General features: G+C 60.6%; 10 protein-coding genes. 3 read left to right on the forward strand and 7 right to left on the reverse strand.

Annotation, left to right across the window (positions count from 1 at the left end; all coding sequences use genetic code 11):
* Positions 1 to 10: 10 nt before the first annotated feature.
* Both pflA and pflB read right to left on the reverse strand, forming a co-directional pair.
* Entirely contained in the window at positions 11 to 736 is a 726-nt protein-coding gene (gene pflA / locus B5G09_RS04320) for a pyruvate formate-lyase-activating protein (RefSeq protein WP_087404187.1), read from the reverse strand.
* Positions 737 to 748: 12 nt separating this feature from the next.
* Positions 749 to 2,977: a formate C-acetyltransferase gene (gene pflB / locus B5G09_RS04325; RefSeq protein ID WP_087404188.1), complete on the reverse strand. Its 2,229-nt coding sequence runs from the start codon at positions 2,975 to 2,977 to the stop codon at positions 749 to 751.
* A gap of 210 nt (positions 2,978 to 3,187) precedes the next feature.
* Between pflB and B5G09_RS04330 the strand changes: the two genes are divergently transcribed.
* Positions 3,188 to 3,580 (forward strand): DUF2721 domain-containing protein, encoded by a 393-nt coding sequence (locus B5G09_RS04330; protein WP_087311206.1) that lies wholly within the window; start codon positions 3,188 to 3,190, stop codon positions 3,578 to 3,580.
* Positions 3,581 to 3,891: 311 nt separating this feature from the next.
* Here the strand turns inward: B5G09_RS04330 and B5G09_RS04335 are convergent, their stop codons facing one another.
* The 5 genes from B5G09_RS04335 to B5G09_RS04355 form a co-directional block, all read right to left on the reverse strand.
* Entirely contained in the window at positions 3,892 to 6,141 is a 2,250-nt protein-coding gene (locus tag B5G09_RS04335) for an inorganic phosphate transporter (RefSeq protein WP_087404189.1), read from the reverse strand.
* A gap of 177 nt (positions 6,142 to 6,318) precedes the next feature.
* Positions 6,319 to 7,803 carry an ATP-binding protein gene (locus B5G09_RS04340; RefSeq protein ID WP_087404190.1) on the reverse strand — a complete coding sequence of 495 codons (1,485 nt, stop codon included), beginning with the start codon at positions 7,801 to 7,803 and terminating at the stop codon, positions 6,319 to 6,321.
* Positions 7,781 to 8,461 carry a response regulator transcription factor gene (locus B5G09_RS04345; protein ID WP_087311203.1) on the reverse strand — a complete coding sequence of 227 codons (681 nt, stop codon included), beginning with the start codon at positions 8,459 to 8,461 and terminating at the stop codon, positions 7,781 to 7,783. Before B5G09_RS04345 ends, B5G09_RS04340 begins: the two co-directional genes overlap by 23 nt.
* Positions 8,462 to 8,598: 137 nt before the next feature.
* A complete protein-coding gene (locus B5G09_RS04350) occupies positions 8,599 to 9,663 on the reverse strand; it encodes a bifunctional 3-deoxy-7-phosphoheptulonate synthase/chorismate mutase type II (RefSeq protein ID WP_087404191.1) in 1,065 nt (354 codons plus the stop codon).
* Positions 9,664 to 9,759: 96 nt separating this feature from the next.
* On the reverse strand, positions 9,760 to 10,605 hold the full coding sequence (locus tag B5G09_RS04355; RefSeq protein WP_087311201.1) for a prephenate dehydratase: 846 nt from the start codon (positions 10,603 to 10,605) through the stop codon (positions 9,760 to 9,762).
* A 1,212-nt stretch (positions 10,606 to 11,817) separates the two neighbouring features.
* Here B5G09_RS04355 and B5G09_RS04360 point away from each other — a divergent pair.
* Both B5G09_RS04360 and B5G09_RS04365 read left to right on the forward strand, forming a co-directional pair.
* Positions 11,818 to 15,171, forward strand: coding sequence for a SusC/RagA family TonB-linked outer membrane protein (locus tag B5G09_RS04360; RefSeq protein WP_087404192.1), 3,354 nt, complete (start codon positions 11,818 to 11,820; stop codon positions 15,169 to 15,171).
* A gap of 18 nt (positions 15,172 to 15,189) precedes the next feature.
* Positions 15,190 to 16,692 carry a RagB/SusD family nutrient uptake outer membrane protein gene (locus B5G09_RS04365; RefSeq protein WP_087404193.1) on the forward strand — a complete coding sequence of 501 codons (1,503 nt, stop codon included), beginning with the start codon at positions 15,190 to 15,192 and terminating at the stop codon, positions 16,690 to 16,692.
* The last annotated feature ends 2 nt before the right edge of the window (positions 16,693 to 16,694 follow it).

A 16,694-nucleotide genomic window follows, 5' to 3' on the forward strand; every position in this document is an offset into this window, starting at 1 on the left:
TTCGGGGAGGTCAGTTGACCACCACCGTCGGAAAGTATTCGCGCAGCAGCGCCGCGGCGCGGTCCAGTTGCTCGGGGGTGTTTTCCCGCACGCCGCGCAGGCGGTAGTCGAGTCCCATCGCTTCGTACTTGTGGACCCCGAGGGTGTGGTAGGGCAGCAGTTCGACCCGTTCGATCGAGCGGCAGCCGCCCAGCCTCTCGCCCAACCGGCGGATATCCTCCTCGGCGTCGCTGTAGCCCGGGACAAGCACGTAGCGCAGCCAAAACGGCCGTCCGTGCTCCTCGAGCCAGGCCGCCGTGCGGAGCGTCTGCGTGTTCGAGCGTCCGGTGAGGGCGTGGTGGCGTTCGGGATTGGCCTGCTTGACGTCGAGCAGCACCAGATCCACCAGCCCCATCAGCTCCTCGACGGCCGGATTCCACACCCCTCCGTTCGAGTCCAGACAGACGTGGATCCCGGCCTCCTTCAGATCGCGCACCAGCGGAACGAGCGCCGCGGCCTGGAGGGTCGGCTCGCCGCCCGAGAAGGTGACGCCGCCACGCCGCCCGAAGAAGGGCTTCTGGTCGACGGCCATGCGCAGGATTTCGGCCGGATCGGTCTCCCGGCCGCCGCTCGTTTCGATCGTGTCGGGGTTGGCGCAGTAGAGGCAGCGGAACGGGCAGCCCTGCAGGAAGACGACGAGCCGGAGTCCCGGCCCGTCGAAGGTTCCCATCGATTCGTAGGAGTGTACGCGAATCATCCCTGCCAGGTGCTACATCCGCTCATGAAAACTGCGGCTGATGACCTCCAGCTGGTGTTCGCGGCTCAGCTTGGTGAAGTTCACGGCGTAGCCCGAGACGCGGATCGTCAGTTGCGGATACTTCTCCGGGTGCACCATGGCATCCTCGAGCATCTCGCGGTTCAGCACGTTGACATTCAGGTGGTGGGCCCCCTTGGTGAAGTAGCCGTCGAGCATCGTCACCAGGTTCTCGACCCGATCCTCGGGCGTCGGACCCAGTGATTTGGGGATGATCGAGAAGGTGTTCGAGATGCCGTCCTGCGAGTCGCGGTAGCGCAGCTTGGCCACCGACGAGAGCGAGGCGATGGCGCCGCTCTTGTCGCGTCCGTGCATGGGGTTGGCACCCGGTGCGAAGGCGACACCCTTGGCGCGGCCGTCGGGCGTGGCGCCGGTCTTCTTGCCGTACATCACGTTCGAGGTGATCGTCAGCAGCGACAGCGTCGGGCGGGCATTCTTGTAGACGGGCAGCTTCTTCAGCTCCTCGCTGAAGTAGTAGACCAGATCGACGCCCAGATGGTCGACACGGTCGTCGTTGTTGCCGAAGCAGGGGAATTCACCCTCGATGTCGAAGCTTTCGGTGAGTCCCTGTTCGTTGCGGCGCGGGGTCACCTTGGCATATTTGATGGCCGAGAGCGAGTCGAGGGCGATCGAGAGGCCGGCCACGCCGTAGGCGAGGTTGATGCGCGGGTCGGTGTCGACGAATGCCATCTGGGCCTTCTCGTAGTAGTACTTGTCGTGCATGTAGTGGATGATGTTCATCGCCTCGTTGTAGACGCGGGCGATCTCGTGCAGCACCTTCTTGTAGTTCTGCATCACCTCCTCGAAGCGCAGCGGACCCTCCGACAGCGCCGGGATTCCCTTGACCATCAGTGTGCCGGTATTCTCGCAGCGGCCCTCGTTCAGAGCCAGCAGCAGCGCCTTGGCCAGGTTGCAGCGGGCGCCGAAGAACTGGATCTGGCGGCCGATGTCCTGATACGACACGCAGCAGGCGATGCCGTAGTCGTCCGAGTGGCGCACTTCGCGCATCAGGTCGTCGTTCTCGTACTGGATCGAGCTGGTGTCGGCCGAGACGCGGGCGCAGAACTCCTTGAATCCCTGCGGCAGATCGGGGCTCCAGAGGATCGTGAGGTTGGGCTCGGGCGAGGGGCCCAGGTTGTAGAGCGTCTGCAGGAAGCGGAACGAGGTCTTGGTGACCTTCGTGCGGCCGTCGTTGAAGCGTCCGCCGATGGCCTCGGTGACCCACGTCGGGTCGCCGGCAAAGATGTCGTTGTAGGACTGCATGCGCAGGTGGCGCACCATGCGGAGCTTGATGACGAACTGGTCGATGAGTTCCTGGGCGAAGGTTTCGTCGATCAGGCCGTGCGCCAGGTCGTATTCGATGAAGATGTCGAGGAACGACGAGACGTTGCCCAGCGACATGGCGGCGCCGTCCTGCTCCTTGACGGCGGCCAGATAGGCCATGTAGACCCACTGTACGGCCTCCTGGGCCGACGTGGCCGGACGGCTCAGGTCCAGACCGTAGTATTCGCCCAGCGTGCGGATCTCCTTGAGGGCCTTGATCTGCTCGGCCACCTCCTCGCGCAGGCGGATGCGGGCGTCGGTCATCGGGCCGGTGAGCGAGCGCAGATCCTGCTGCTTGGCCTCGATCAGGCGGTCCGTTCCGTAGAGGGCCAGGCGGCGGTAGTCGCCGATGATGCGGCCGCGGGCGTAGTTGTCGGGCAGTCCGGTGAGGAATCCCAGCGAGCGGAACGAGCGGATCTCCTCGGTGTAGACGTCGAAGACGCCGTCGTTGTGGGTCTTGCGGTAGTGGGTGAAGATGTCGCGCACCTTTTCGTCGACATCCACGCCGTTCTCCCGGCAGGCGCGCGAGACGACGTTGATGCCGCCGAAGGGTTTGATGGCGCGCTTGAGGAGCTCGTCGGTCTGCAGACCCACGATCAGTTCGTTCTCACGGTCGATGTAGCCGGCCTTGTGGGAGGTGATGGTCGATACGGTCTTGTTGTCCAGCGAGCGGATGCCGTTGTTCTGACGCTCCTCCTCGAGGGCCTTCAGGCAAAGATTCCAGATGTGTCGGGTGCGTTCGGTAGGTCCCTGCAGGAACGAGGCGTCGCCCAGATAGGGGGTGATGTTCGTCTGCACGAAACTCGTGACGTTGATCTCCTTGCTCCAAAGCCCGTCGATAAAGGTTTTGTTCAATTCCATAGATGCGTTTGTTGTTCGTTTTGGGATTAAGATTGTCATCTTTTGGCGCCAAAGATAGACGATTTTTCCCATACGCAACGAATCGCGGTTACAAATTTTTATAAAATTTGAAAAAATACCTGCGTTTCGGTAGCCGGGGCCCTTGGAAACGCACTTTCCGAAATTGCTGAAAATGGCTATCTTTGCGGTAAATCCTGATCATCTCGCCCTATGGAAGAACTTACCCTGACCACGCCGGCGCTGTTGTTTTCGGCCGTGTCGCTGATTCTGCTGGCCTACACCAACCGCTTTCTCTCCTATGCACAGCTGGTGCGCACGCTCAAGGAGCAGCACCTCGAACACCCTTCGAAGGTGACGCGCGCCCAGATCGACAACCTCCGCCGCCGGCTCCAACTCACGCGCATGATGCAGGCGCTCGGTGTCTCGAGCCTCTTCTTCTGCGTGGTGACGATGTTTCTGATCTATGTCGGGCTGTTCGGCGTTGCGGCGTGGATCTTCGGGCTGGCGCTGCTTCTGCTGATCGCATCGCTCGGCGTTTCGCTGCACGAGATTCAGATTTCGGTCCGGGCGCTGGAGATCCACCTGCGCGACATGGAGAAATAGGCCGCTGGCAGCCTCCGCCGACCGTCTCCGCCGACCGTCTCCGCCGACCGTCTCCGCCGGCCGTCTTCACCGGCAACCTTCGCCGGCCGGCGTTCGCCTTGGCCGTTGCCCCTCCCGCCTCTCCGGAGGCAGGGCGCCAAAAAACGAAGATGCCGCGACGTCGCGTCGCTGCATCTCCCACTAACCTACTTATGTAACCTAAAACCAACTTGTGAAATCGTCTTCCGGTTTTCACGTTGCAAAGATACGGGGCCGTTGTCTCAGCGAGATGACGGCCCCGTTACATTCGTGTGACGAATCGCCGGGAGGCGTTACTTTTCCTTTGCAGGGGCGATTTCGTGCTGCGACTCGAGGAAGTAGTGCTGCGACTTGAGCAGGTTGCGCGACTGGAGCACCATGGTCTTCGTCTCGTTGAGGATCGTCAGATAGAGGACGCTGGCACGGGTCGAGGTCTGCGGGTCTCCGTTGATGCGGCGCAGCTGGCTCTTGACGGCCTCGACAATGGTGTCGAAGAGGCGGTCGCGCATCTCGAGCACCAGATCCAGATCCGAGAAGTCCTTCGAGGCGAGCATGTCGTTGATCTTGTCGAAGATCTCCTCCACCTGGTCGTTGACGCGCATCAGATCGACGATCTGCTCCTTGGACATCCCCTCGTGGTTGTTGTCGATGTGTTCGAACGAGGGGCGGGTGATGTGGATCAGCGCCTTGGTTACCTCCGAGAGGTAGTCGACCACCTGGACGTAGAAGTGGCCCGTGTCGATGTCGCAGCGCTGCAGGCGTCGCAGTGTGGGCATGATGTTGTATTTGCGCTCGCGGGCCTCCTCGAAGAGTCGGTTCGAGTCGCGGACCATCTCCTTCAGGACCTTGCGGTTCTCCTTGAAGACGGCCACCAGCGTGCGGTTATAGATACGCGTGACCTCCTGCATCGTGTTGCAGACCTCGCCGATGCAGGCGCAGAGCACCTCGTCGGGCGTTTCGGCCTTTTCGAGCGGGAGCAGCTCCTTTTCGGCCTCCTCCTTCAGCGCCGGGGTCTTGCGGTGGCTGCGGATGAGCAGCCAGGCGCAGATCAGCGTCAGCGCCACGACGGCCACCCAGCCGCCCCAGAGCAGCAGCGCCGTGACGGCCAGGGCGATGAGGAATCCGCCCAGCGCGGTGATGAACCACCCCGAGATGACGGCCATCACGCCCGTGATGCGGTAGACGGCGCTCTCGCGGCCCCACGTGCGGTCGGCCAGCGACGAACCCATGGCCACCATGAAGACCACGTAGGTGGTCGACAACGGGAGTTTGTACGACGTGCCGATGGCGATCAGTACCGAAGCGGCCGTCAGGTTGACCACGGCGCGGATCAGGTCGTACTGGGCCGAGGTGCGCTCCTCGACGGGCAGCGGTTCGAAGCGGCGGTCGATGGCCTTCTGCAGGCGCTGGGGGACGATGCCGCTCCAGAGGTGGTTGGCCATGAGCGTCAGACGTACCAGACCGCGCGAGAGGAATGTCGAGCCGAAGCGCTCCTCCTCCTCGTGCTGCGAGGCGAGCGAGAGTTCGGTTTCGGCCACGTGCTGCGACTTTTTCGAGAAGAAGAGCGTCAGCACCATGATCACTCCCGAGACGATCAGGATCAGGAAGTTGGCACGGGCCGGAGCTTCGAGCTGCCCCATCATGATAGCCTCGCTGCCGGCGTCACGGGCGATCTGCCAGGCGTCGAAGCTGGCCAACGGTACGCCGATGAAGTTCACCAGGTCGTTTCCGGCGAAGGCCAGGGCCAGGGCGAAGGTTCCCGAGAGAATGGTAATGCGCATGATGTTCAGACGCATGCGCTGGAAGATCCACAGCACGATGGCAGCCACGATCCAGAAGACGAAGAGGGTGAGCAGCACATGGTTGGTGACGTATTCGGAGATGGCCGTGGGGATCAGCCCCGAGCTCTTGAGCCCATTGAAGAGGGCGAAGTAGAGGACTCCCGAGAGCGAGAGGCCGCACCAGACGGCGCCCCAGCGGCGGAAGACCGGTGCGTAGCGGAACGAGAAGATCAGCCGCGAGACGTACATGTATATGAGTCCGGAGACGAAGGCGAAGGCCACCGAGAGCAGGATGGCGGCGATGATGACCATGGCCTTTCCGGTGTTGATGAACTGCGAGAGGTCGTGCAGCGAGAAGGCCGGATCGGCCGAGATGCGGAAGAGGGCCGTGGCGACGGCGGCGCCCAGCAGTCCGAAGACCATCGAGACGGTGGTCGAGGTCGGCAGGCCGAGCGTGTTGTAGAGGTCGAGCAGCAGGACGTTCCCGAGCATCATGCCCAGGAAGAGCATCATGATCTCCGGGAAGGAGAACTGCCCGGGGTAGAAGACCCCGCTGCGGGCCACCTCCATCATGCCGCTGGAGGTGAGCGTACCGATGATAATACCCGCGGCGGCGACCCAGAGGATCGTGCGGCGCGGGGCGACCTTCGAGCCGATGGCCGAGTTGAGGAAGTTGATGGCGTCGTTGGCGACGCCCACGACAATGCCCATCACGGCCAGAATGGCCAGAATGATGACGATGGCGGTAAACAGGGGCGACATATATCTGTTGCGTTATTGAATTTCCCGAGGGAAAGTTCTTCTCCGGGGGGTCGACGCGAGGCGGTCGGACGGTGTTTGCGGGTTGGGAGCTAAGACCGCAGCCGACGCTGTGCCGGGGACATCCCGGGGTGTGGAACTTACCGGGAGCAAAGGTCCGAAACAGATATTACAAAACGGTTACAACGTTGTTTCAACGTCGTGAAACATGCGGAGTTCAGCTTTTTTGCGGAGTGTGAAGAGGAATTCCAGTCCGCCGCGGTCGCGGTTGCGCACCGAGATCGTGCCGCCGTGGATCATCACGGCGTTCTTGACGATCGAGAGGCCGAGTCCCGTTCCGCCCAGTTTGCGCGAGCGGCCCTTGTCGACGCGATAGAAGCGTTCGAACAGGTGGGGAAGGTGCTCCTCGTCGACGCCGATGCCGTTGTCGGCAAAGAGAATCGTACACTCCTCGGGGGTATCGTCCACCAGGCGGATGAAGATATCGCGGCCGCCGGAGTAGGCCGCGGCGTTGTCGGCCAGGTTGCGGAAGATCGAGCCAAGCAGTGCCGGATTACCCTCGACCTCGACCCTCGTCGGGAAGTCGACATTCACGCGCAGCCGCTGCTCGGCGGGTTTGAGGGCCATTTCGTCGGCCACCTCGTCGATCAGGTCGTTTACGACGACGGGTTCCTTGCGGATCAGCTGGCTGGCCTCGTCCATACGCGTGATGGTGGCCACGTCGGCGAGCAGCCTCCGCAGCCGCTCGGTCTGTGCGGCACTCTTCTCGAGGAACTCCTGCCGCCGCCGCGCGTCGATCTGCGGGTTGGCCAGCAGCGTCTCCAGATAGCCCTGAATGGCCGCTACGGGGGTCTTCAGTTCGTGGTTGATGTTGTTGGTGAGCTGTTTCTTGATGCGAATCTTCTCCTGCTCCTCGTGCAGGGCCAGGGCGTGTTCGCGGTCACGGTCGGCCGTGGTGCGCTGCAGTCGGGCGTAGAGGCGGATGATGTGGTTCGAGATTTCACCCAGCTCGTCGTGCGGGAAGGGCTCCTCCTCGTCGATGCGTTCGCCGCGTTCGGCCCGTTCGGCGAAGTCGTTTAGCCGCGAGATGTTGTGTCCGAGCCGCCGCGTGGCGAAGTAGCCCGCCACGCTCATCAGCAGCGTGATGCCGAGCATGAGCCAGAGGAATTCGCGGTCGGCGGCCAGCACCTCGCTCAGCGGGATGCTGTAGGGGACGGCCGTGCGGACGATGGTCCGCTCGCCGGCCATGGCCGAGTAGAAGTAGTTGCGATGGGTGCTCACCGAGTGTCGTCGGATGATGTATCCGGTGCCGTGGGCCAGGGCATCGACAACCTCGGGACGGTCGAGGTGGTTGGCCGTCGGGAGCGTGTCGAGCGAGTTGTCGAAGAAGACATGCCCCGAGCGGTCGATCAGCGTCACGCGCAACTCCTCGAAGGGCTCGTCGTGCGAGGCGATGAAACGGGCCGGGTCTGTGCCGTCGTTCAGCGCGTCGAGCAGCCGCAGGTTGAAGAGTTGCAGCTGGGCATTGAGGTGTTCGGCCTTGAAGTGCTTCTCGCGGCCGTACTGAAACAGCACGAAACAGGCTACCAGCGTCCACGAGAAGGCCAGCAGCAGCACGAAGAGCCGCTGGTGGTAGGAGAATCTACTCCTCAAAGCCGTAGCCATAGCCCAGACGCGTGACGATGTGTTTGCCGTAGGGGCCGATCTTGCGGCGCAGACGGGTAATGTTGACGTCGATCGTACGGTCCAGCACGATCACCTCGTCGCTCCAGATGCGGTGGAGGATCTCCTCGCGGGAGAAGATCACGCCGCGGTGGGCAAGCAGCAGGGCCAGAATCTCGAACTCCTTCTTGGTCAGGGCCAGTTCCGTGCCGTCGAGTGTGCAAATCTTGCGTTTGAGATCCATCTCGAGCCCCTCGAAGGCGATGGTTTCGTGTTCGGGCTCGGCGGCCGCGGTGCGGCGCAGGACGCTGCGCACGCGGGCCAGCACCTCGCGGATCGAGAAGGGTTTGGTGATATAGTCGTCGGCGCCGAGGTTCAGCCCGGCGACGGTGTCGTCTTCGGAATCCTTGGCCGTGCAGAAGATCACGGGGACGTGGGCCGTTTCGGGCCGCTCCTTGAGGATGCGGGTCATGCGGAAGCCGCTCATCTCGCCCATCATGACGTCGAGCAGAATCAGCGAGTAGCGTTCGGGATGCATCTCGAGGGCCTGTTCGGCGCTGTAGGCCACGTCGACGTCATAACCTTCGACTTCGAGGTTGAACTGGAGGATTTCGCACAGCGACTCTTCGTCGTCGACCACGAGGATTTTGTTTTTTGCCATAGCTTCGGGTTTGATTCCGGGCCAAATTTACACAACATTCACGGATGTTACACGCCCCGTGTCCGACTTTTCACCGAAATGTAACAGGGGGGGGGCTTTCCGGCCGGCTCTCTTCGGGGCCGCCGGTCCCTCGGCCGTTACCTGCCGAGGACCTCCATCTGCTGGCGGACCGACTCCTCGTGAATGGCCTGCATGACCGTGCGCATGAATTCGCGGTCCATGCCCAGCTCGACGGCCTGGGCGGCGCGCCGGGCCAGCAGCTCTTCGTAGCGCTGTGCCTGCAGGATGGGCATGTCGTGCTCCTTCTTGTACTGTCCGATGTCGCGTGAGACGCGCATGCGCCGTACGAGCAGGTCGAGCAGCTGGTCGTCGAGTTTGTCGATCTGGGCGCGCAGCTCGTTGAGGTTCTCCGTAGTGACGGTCTGCTCGCGGATCACCAGATTGCGCAGGATGTAGGCCAGAGCGTCGGGGGTTACCTGCTGGGCCTTGTCGCTCCAGGCGCAGTCGGGCGAGCAGTGCGCCTCGACGATCAGCCCGTCGAACCCGATGTCCATGGCCTGCTGCGAGAGCGGGGCGATCAGTTCGCGTTTGCCGCCGATGTGGCTCGGGTCGCAGAAGATCGGCAGTTCGGGCAGTCGGCGGTGCAGCTCGATGGGGATGGCCCACATCGGGTGGTTGCGGTAGATGCTCTTGTCGATGGAGGTGAAGCCGCGGTGGATGGCCCCCAGACGGCGGATTCCGGCGTTGTGGATGCGTTCGATGGCGCCGATCCACAACTCGAGGTCGGGACTTACGGGGTTCTTCACCAGTACCGGGATGTCCACGCCGCGCAGCGCATCGGCAATCTCCTGCATGGCAAAGGGATTGGCCGCCGTGCGGGCGCCGATCCACAGCAGGTCGATTCCTCCCTTGAGCGCCGTTTCGACATGCTGTCGCGTGGCGACCTCCGTGGCGGTGTACATGCCCGTTTCGCGTTTTACGCGCTGCATCCAAGGGATTCCCTTTTCGCCGACGCCTTCGAAACCTCCGGGTTTGGTGCGGGGCTTCCAGAGCCCGGCCCGGTAGATGTGGAGGCCTTCACGGGCCAGCATGCGGGCCGTTTCGATGACCTGCTCTTCGGTTTCGGCACTGCACGGACCGGCAATGACCAGCGGACGCCGGGGATCGACCCCGGGAAACGTGATGGGTTGGATGTCGTTCATGGTTTTCTATTTTTTGTTGTTCTTGATTCGGTTTTTTCGGGAAGCCGCCTTCGGTCGCAGCGGCTTGCGGGGGCTTCGACGGGTTGCTCTTCGGGGTCAGATCTCGGGATTGGCCCCTTCGGCATATTCGCCCAGGATGCGGAATCCGCTGGTCAGCGGCCGGGCCGCATCGATGGCCTGGCGGTAACGGTAGGGATCGTCGAAGGTGACGTCGACGTAGAACTGATACTCCCACTCGCGACCGATGATCGGCAGCGACTGGATCTTCGTGAGGTTGATGTCGTAGAACGAAAGGACGGTCAGCACCTTCGAGAGCGAGCCCTGCGTGTGGCGGAGGGTGAAGACCAGCGAGGCCTTGTTCGTGTGTCCGGGATCGGTGAATTCGGCGGCGCGGCTTTCGTCGGCCAGGATCAGAAAACGGGTGAAGTTGTGGCGGTTGGTCTCGATGCCGCGGCGGAGGATCTCCAGCCCGTACATCTCGGCGGCATCGGCTCCGCAGATGGCGGCCGTGGCGGCGAGATGCCCTTCGGCGATTTCGCGGGCACTGCCGGCCGTGTCGTCGCGTTCGACGACCTTCATTGCCGGGTGGCTCTTCAGAAACTCACCGCACTGCATTAGGGCGATGGGGTGCGAATGCACCTCGCGGATCGTGTCGAGCCGTTCGCCGGGAAGGGCGGCGATGACGTGCGAGATGCGGATCTTCTGCTCGCCGACGATCCGGGCCCGGCTGCGCTGAAGCAGTTCGTGGTTGGGCAGCAGGCTGCCGGCGATAGTGTTCTCGATGGCGGCGATGCCCAGCAGCGCAGGGTCTTCGGCCAGCTGTTCGAACAGTTGGCCGAAACTTGCGCAGGGGAGCACTTCGAGCTCCCGATCGGCGAAATAGCGTCGGGCGGCGGTTTCGTGATAGCATCCTGCGATGCCCTGTATGGCGATTCTCTCCATGGAATGGTAGATTAAAGAAAAATCCCGCACGGCCTTCGTGCGGGATTTTCATGCTTGTATGCGTTTGTCGGTTCGATCCTTTCCGGTCTTCATCCGATGCATGGCGTCCCGCATTTTCTCTTGGCATAAAAGAAAAAGGAATAAAAGAAATATGCGAAACCGTAGAGCTTCATCTTCGGAAGAGTTTGTCTGGGTACAAATATACTGAAAAAATTTTAAAAACCAAATCCGCGGCCGCTTTTTTGGACGGAAAAAGGCGTTTTTGCCGCTTCGGGGGGGGCGGGATTCGGCGGTGCGCGAGCCTCCGATCCTCGGGTACGGTGTCCGGCGGGGACTCTTCGAAGGGGGGCGGGCGCCGCGGTTTCACTTGTTTCGCGGTCTCGCCGGGCGCCGCGGTCTCTCCTGGCCCGTTGTCTCGCTTGTTCCGCGGTCTCGCCGGGCGCCGTGGTCGCCTTCCGACCTTCCGGCTGCGGCACTTCGCACCGGATGGAAAGCCGCAGGCCTGCCGGCTCCTTGCGAAGACGGCTCCCTTATACTTATATATATGTCCTGTCTCCGTCTGCCTTCGAAGGAGATTTGGAACATCCGACCGCCTTGTGTGCGGAGGCGGCTTGTCGGTGGGTTGTAACGTTTTGTTCCCGATTTGCGTCTGCGTCGCCCTGATTCGGGCCGTTTTTATCGCCTCGGCTGTCATTGTGTGAGGATCGACGATCGGTGGGTTGGGCCGCTCTCCGAAAGAACGTCGGATTCCGGCGTTTGTTAGCTTGCTTTGGTGTGGTGTATCCTCCTACGTGGCCTGGTTGACTTTTCTTGAAACGCCGGGGAAATGCCCATATCGGCCCTATTTGACCCGTCGGAACGAAAAATTTTCAAATTTTTTTCAATTTTTTTAGCCCCTTCAATCCCTCCGATTCCGTCTGTTCGATTTGTCCGGGTTATAATTGCATTTTATAGCTTTTATTGTTGTTTTTTGGTTGTTCAGAATTTCCTGCGGCCGGATATTGTTACGGACCGTAAGCATTTTTCGGTAGATTACATTTGTTAATATTTTTATTTTTTCTGTTGTACAGATACTTATAAAGGTATTTGGTTGATTAAAACCGACATATTGGGTGTATCAAGTTACGATTTTTTATTTTATATTTGTCTTGTCCCAATATCTCTTCGTCAGGTAAGAGATGCGAATTGTATTATTAACCCAAACTCCAGCTTATGAGAAAATTTGTACTATCGATGCTCGGACTACTTGCAGTCGCAAGTTGTGCTTTAGCCCAGACAAGGCAAGTCCGTGGGCGTGTCGTCGATGAGAGCGGCATGCCTGTAGTTGGTGCTACGGTCGTCGTCAAGGACATGCCGACGATCGGTACGTCGACCGATGTGAAGGGTGAATTCTCACTCAATAATGTTCCCCCCCCCTCCGCAGGACAGAACCAGAAAATTCTGGTGTCGTTCATCGGTTACAAAACCCGGGAGGTCGATGTCAAGGCGAATATCCATGTGACGCTTGAATCCGATTCCCAGGCTGTGGAGGCGGTCGTGGTCACGGGTATGACCAAGATCGACAAGCGACTCTTTACCGGTGCTTCGGACCGGCTGGTCGCCGATGATGTCATCCTGAGCGGTATGGCCGATGTGAGCCGTTCGCTGGAGGGCCGTTCTGCCGGTGTCACCGTGCAGAACGTCTCGGCAACGTTCGGTACGGCCCCGAAGATCCGGGTGCGCGGTGCAACCTCCATTCTCGGCAGCTCCAAGCCGCTGTGGGTGGTGGATGGCGTGATCATCGAGGATGTCACCGAGATCGGTGCCGACGAACTCTCGTCGGGTGATGCCGTGACGATGATCTCGTCGGCCATCGCCGGTCTGAACTCCGACGATATTGAGAGCATCAATATCCTCAAGGACGGTTCGGCAACCTCCATCTACGGTGCCAAGGCCATGGCCGGTGTGATCGTGGTGACCACCAAGAAGGGCCGCCCCGGATCCACACGGTTCAACTACACCGGTGAGTTCACGACCCGTCTGAAGCCCGACTACAGCCAGTACAACATCATGAACTCCCAGGATCAGATGAGTGTCTACCAGGAGTTGGCCCGCAAGGGTTACTTCAACTTCGCCGAGACGCTCCGCGCCAAGGAGTACGGCGTTTACGGCAAGATGTACAGCCTGATCAACCAGTACGACCGTACGTCGGGCCTCTTCGGCCTCGAAAACACCGAGTCGGCCCGCAACGCCTATCTGCGGCAGGCCGAATACCGGAATACGGACTGGTTCGACCGTCTGTTCAGCAACTCCGTGATGATGAACCACTCGGTGAGCGTTTCGACCGGTACCGACCGCTCCACCTCCTACATGTCGATGAGTGTGATGACCGACCCGGGGTGGTATGAGCGCAGCAAGGTGAACCGCTATACGTTCAATGCCAACACGACCTTCAAGATTCTGGACAACCTGAGCCTGAGCTTCCTCGGAAACGGCAGCTACCGCAAGCAGGAGGCTCCCGGAACGCTCAGCCAGGATGTCGATGCCGTCAACGGCGAGATCAAGCGCGACTTCGACATCAACCCCTTCAGCTTCGCCATGAACACCTCGCGCACGATGGACCCCGACGAGTACTACGTGCGCAACTACACCTCGTTCAACATCTTCGAGGAGTTGGAGAACAACTACATCGAGATGGATGCCACCGACATCCGCTTCCAGGGTGAGCTCAACTGGACGATCATCCCGGGACTGGATTTCAGCTCGCTGGCCTCGTTCCGCTACACCTCCACCTCGATGCAGCACCACATCAAGGACGATTCGAACCAGGCGCGGGCCTACCGCGAGATGTCGGATGCCGTGATCCGGGAGAAAAACCCCTATCTGTACAGCGATCCCGACCAGCTGAACTCGCTGCCCGTGTCGATCCTGCCCAACGGCGGTATCTATGAGAAGCGCGAGTACAAATCGCCCAGCTACACCATCCGTAACGCCATCACCTGGAACAAGTCGTTCAACGACATCCATCTGCTCAACCTCTACGGCGGTATGGAGATCACCTCCGTGGAGCGTACCAACGACTGGTTCCGCGGCTGGGGCCTGCAGTACAACCAGGGCGAGCAGGCCTTCTACAACTACCTGGCCTTCAAGAAGTCGGCCGAGGACAACAGCGACTACTTCACGCTTTCGAACACCCGCCGCCGGTCGGCCGCCTTCTTCGCCATGGCCAACTACTCCTACAAGGGCCGCTACTCGCTCAACGGAACGATCCGTTACGAGGGTACCAACCGCCTGGGCAAGGACCGTTCGGCCCGCTGGCTCCCGACGTGGAACGTCGGCGCCGCCTGGAACGTCCACGAGGAGAAGTTCTTCAAGTCGCAGAACGTCATCTCGCACCTGACGCTGAAGGGTTCGTACAGTCTGACGGCCGATGCGGGTCCCGACTACATCTCCAATTCGAGCGTCGTGATCCAGAGCTACAACACGCCCTACCGTCCCACGGCCAAGGACAAGGAGACGGGGCTGGAGATCGACATGCTCGGCAACTCGGCCCTGACCTACGAGAAGAAGCACGAGCTCAACCTCGGCATCTCCTCGGGATTCCTGAACAACCGCATCAACCTCGAGTTCGACATCTACTGGCGCAACAACTTCGACCTGCTGGGCCGGACCAACACGCAGGGTGCCGGCGGTGAGATCTGGAAGTATGCCAACATCGCCGACATGAAGTCGCACGGCGTGGAGTTCACCCTCTCGACGCGCAACGTCATGACGCGCAACTTCAAATGGACCACCGACCTCACCTTCTCGTGGAGCGAGCAGAAGATCACCAACCTGCACACCGATGCCAACATCATCAACCTGGTGCAGGGTACGGGATACAACCTCGAGGGATATGCCCCCTATTCGCTCTTCTCGATCCCCTTCGAGGGGCTTGACGCCGAGGGTTTCCCGATCTTCAAGATCGGCGGTGAGATCATCACCAAGGATAACTACTCGAGCATCAACTTCCAGAATACGGACGAGGATGTCCTCAAGACGCTCAAGTACGAGGGCCCGACCGATCCGATCTACACCGGCGGCTTCGGCAATACGTTCACCTACAAGAATTTCCGGCTCAACGTCTTCATGACCTACGGCTTCGGCAACGTGGTCCGTCTGAACCAGATCTTCAAGTCGTCGTACTCGGACTTCTACGCCATGTCCAACGAGTTCAAGAACCGCTGGATGGTTTCCGGCAACGAGGCCCGGACCGACATCCCCACGATCGCCAGCAAGCGTCAGCTGACCGAATACGGAAGCTCCAACGTGCAGCGCGGCTACAACGCCTACAACTACTCGAGCGCCCGGGTTGCCAAGGGTGACTTCATCCGCATGAAGGAGATCTCGCTGACCTACGACTTCCCGAAAAACTGGATCAAGAAGGCCAAACTGGACAATCTCTCGCTGAAGGTCCAGGTGACGAACCCCTTCCTGATCTACGCCCACAAGTCGCTGAACGGACAGGATCCCGAATACTACCAGTCGGGAGGCGTCTCCTCGCCGCTTGCGCGCCAGTTCACCTTCACGCTGAAATTCGGATTCTAACACCAAACGCATCGGATTATGAAAAGACCCATATTGCATACCACGTGTAAATTCACCCTGCTGCTGTCGGGAGCGCTCGTGCTCTTCTCCTCGTGCAACAAGTTCCTCGACGAGATGCCCGACAACCGTACGGAACTCGACAACCCGGAAAAGATCACGCAGATTCTGGTATCGGCCTATCCCTACCTGGCATCCGACATGCAGGAGCTGATGTCCGACAACGTGACCGATTACGGCCGGAGCGTCGACATCTACTCCGACAAGTTCGAGGAGGCCTACCTCTTCCAGGAGATTACCAACGAGTCCCACGATTCGCCGGCCTACGTCTGGGAGAACAACTACAAGGCCATCGCCTCGGCCAACCACGCCCTGAAGGCCATCGCCGAATACCAGGGTGCGGAGGACCTCTCGGCCCAGAAGGGCGAAGCGCTCATCTGCCGCGCCTATGCCCACTTCGTGCTGTGCAACACCTTCTGCCAGGCCTACAACCCGCAGTCGAGCACGACGGATCTCGGCATTCCGTATGTCACCGAACCCGAGGAGACGGTCTTCGTCGAGCGTGAGCGCGGGACGGTGGCCGGCGTCTACGAGATGATTGCCAAGGACATCGAGGAGGCGCTGCCGCTCATCGACGACAACCTCTACACGCAGCCGAAGTTCCACTTCACGAAGAAGGCGGCCCACGCCTTTGCCGCGCAGTTCTACCTCTACTACGGGAAGTACGATCTGGCCATAGCGAATGCCAATGAGGCCATCGGTGAGGATCCGACCTCGCTGTTCCGCAACTGGGACCTCTTCACCGGAACCTCGTCGACCGAGTACGCCAACGCCTTCAACTCGACGGAAGAGGCGGCCAACATCTTCATGGTCGGATTCACCTCGACCCACCTGCGTTTCCGCTACGGGCGCTACATCCACACCTTCCAGCTGCAGTCGGAGGTCGGCCGCAGCCAGGGTCCCTGGGGCAGTCAGCTGGAGCCCTACGCGATCGCCTACGTCTACTCGAGCCGCAGCTACTTCATGCCCAACATGACCGAGTACTTCATGTATACGGACATTGCGAACGGAATCGGGTATCCCTACATCGTGGTGGTGGCCTACACGACCGAAAAGACGATTCTCAACCGCGCCGAGGCCTATGCCCTGTCGGGCGACTATGAACTGGCGGCCCGCGACCTGAACTACTTCTACCGTCAGGCCGGCGCCAACACCTCGCTCAGCGCTCAGGAGATCTCCGACTACTACGAGTCGGCCAATTCGCTGATCAAGAAGCCGCTTGCCCCGCGTTTCACGCTGGCTGCGGGCATGCAGACCAATCTGGTTCACGCCTGTCTGCACGCACGGCGCATCGCCACGATTTTGGATGGAACCCGTCTGGAGGATCTCAAACGTTACGGCATTGCCTATACGCACGCGGTGGACGGTGCCTCCAACATCGAGATCGAACCCTACGACAAGCGGCTGGCCATTCAGCTGCCCAAATCGGTGACGGCCGCCGGCATGGAGCCCAATCCGCGTTAAAC

It is taken from the genome of Alistipes sp. An54, assembly GCF_002159375.1.
GTDB classification, from domain to species: domain Bacteria; phylum Bacteroidota; class Bacteroidia; order Bacteroidales; family Rikenellaceae; genus Alistipes; species Alistipes megaguti.

What these genes read in the sequence shown, in the direction of transcription:
- pflA (WP_087404187.1), bottom strand. Translation starts at nt 736, where the DNA reads ATGATTCGCGTACACTCCTACGAATCGATGGGAACCTTCGACGGGCCG.
- pflB (WP_087404188.1), bottom strand. Translation starts at nt 2,977, where the DNA reads ATGGAATTGAACAAAACCTTTATCGACGGGCTTTGGAGCAAGGAGATC.
- B5G09_RS04330 (WP_087311206.1), top strand. Translation starts at nt 3,188, where the DNA reads ATGGAAGAACTTACCCTGACCACGCCGGCGCTGTTGTTTTCGGCCGTG.
- B5G09_RS04335 (WP_087404189.1), bottom strand. Translation starts at nt 6,141, where the DNA reads ATGTCGCCCCTGTTTACCGCCATCGTCATCATTCTGGCCATTCTGGCC.
- B5G09_RS04340 (WP_087404190.1), bottom strand. Translation starts at nt 7,803, where the DNA reads ATGGCTACGGCTTTGAGGAGTAGATTCTCCTACCACCAGCGGCTCTTC.
- B5G09_RS04345 (WP_087311203.1), bottom strand. Translation starts at nt 8,461, where the DNA reads ATGGCAAAAAACAAAATCCTCGTGGTCGACGACGAAGAGTCGCTGTGC.
- B5G09_RS04350 (WP_087404191.1), bottom strand. Translation starts at nt 9,663, where the DNA reads ATGAACGACATCCAACCCATCACGTTTCCCGGGGTCGATCCCCGGCGT.
- B5G09_RS04355 (WP_087311201.1), bottom strand. Translation starts at nt 10,605, where the DNA reads ATGGAGAGAATCGCCATACAGGGCATCGCAGGATGCTATCACGAAACC.
- B5G09_RS04360 (WP_087404192.1), top strand. Translation starts at nt 11,818, where the DNA reads ATGAGAAAATTTGTACTATCGATGCTCGGACTACTTGCAGTCGCAAGT.
- B5G09_RS04365 (WP_087404193.1), top strand. Translation starts at nt 15,190, where the DNA reads ATGAAAAGACCCATATTGCATACCACGTGTAAATTCACCCTGCTGCTG.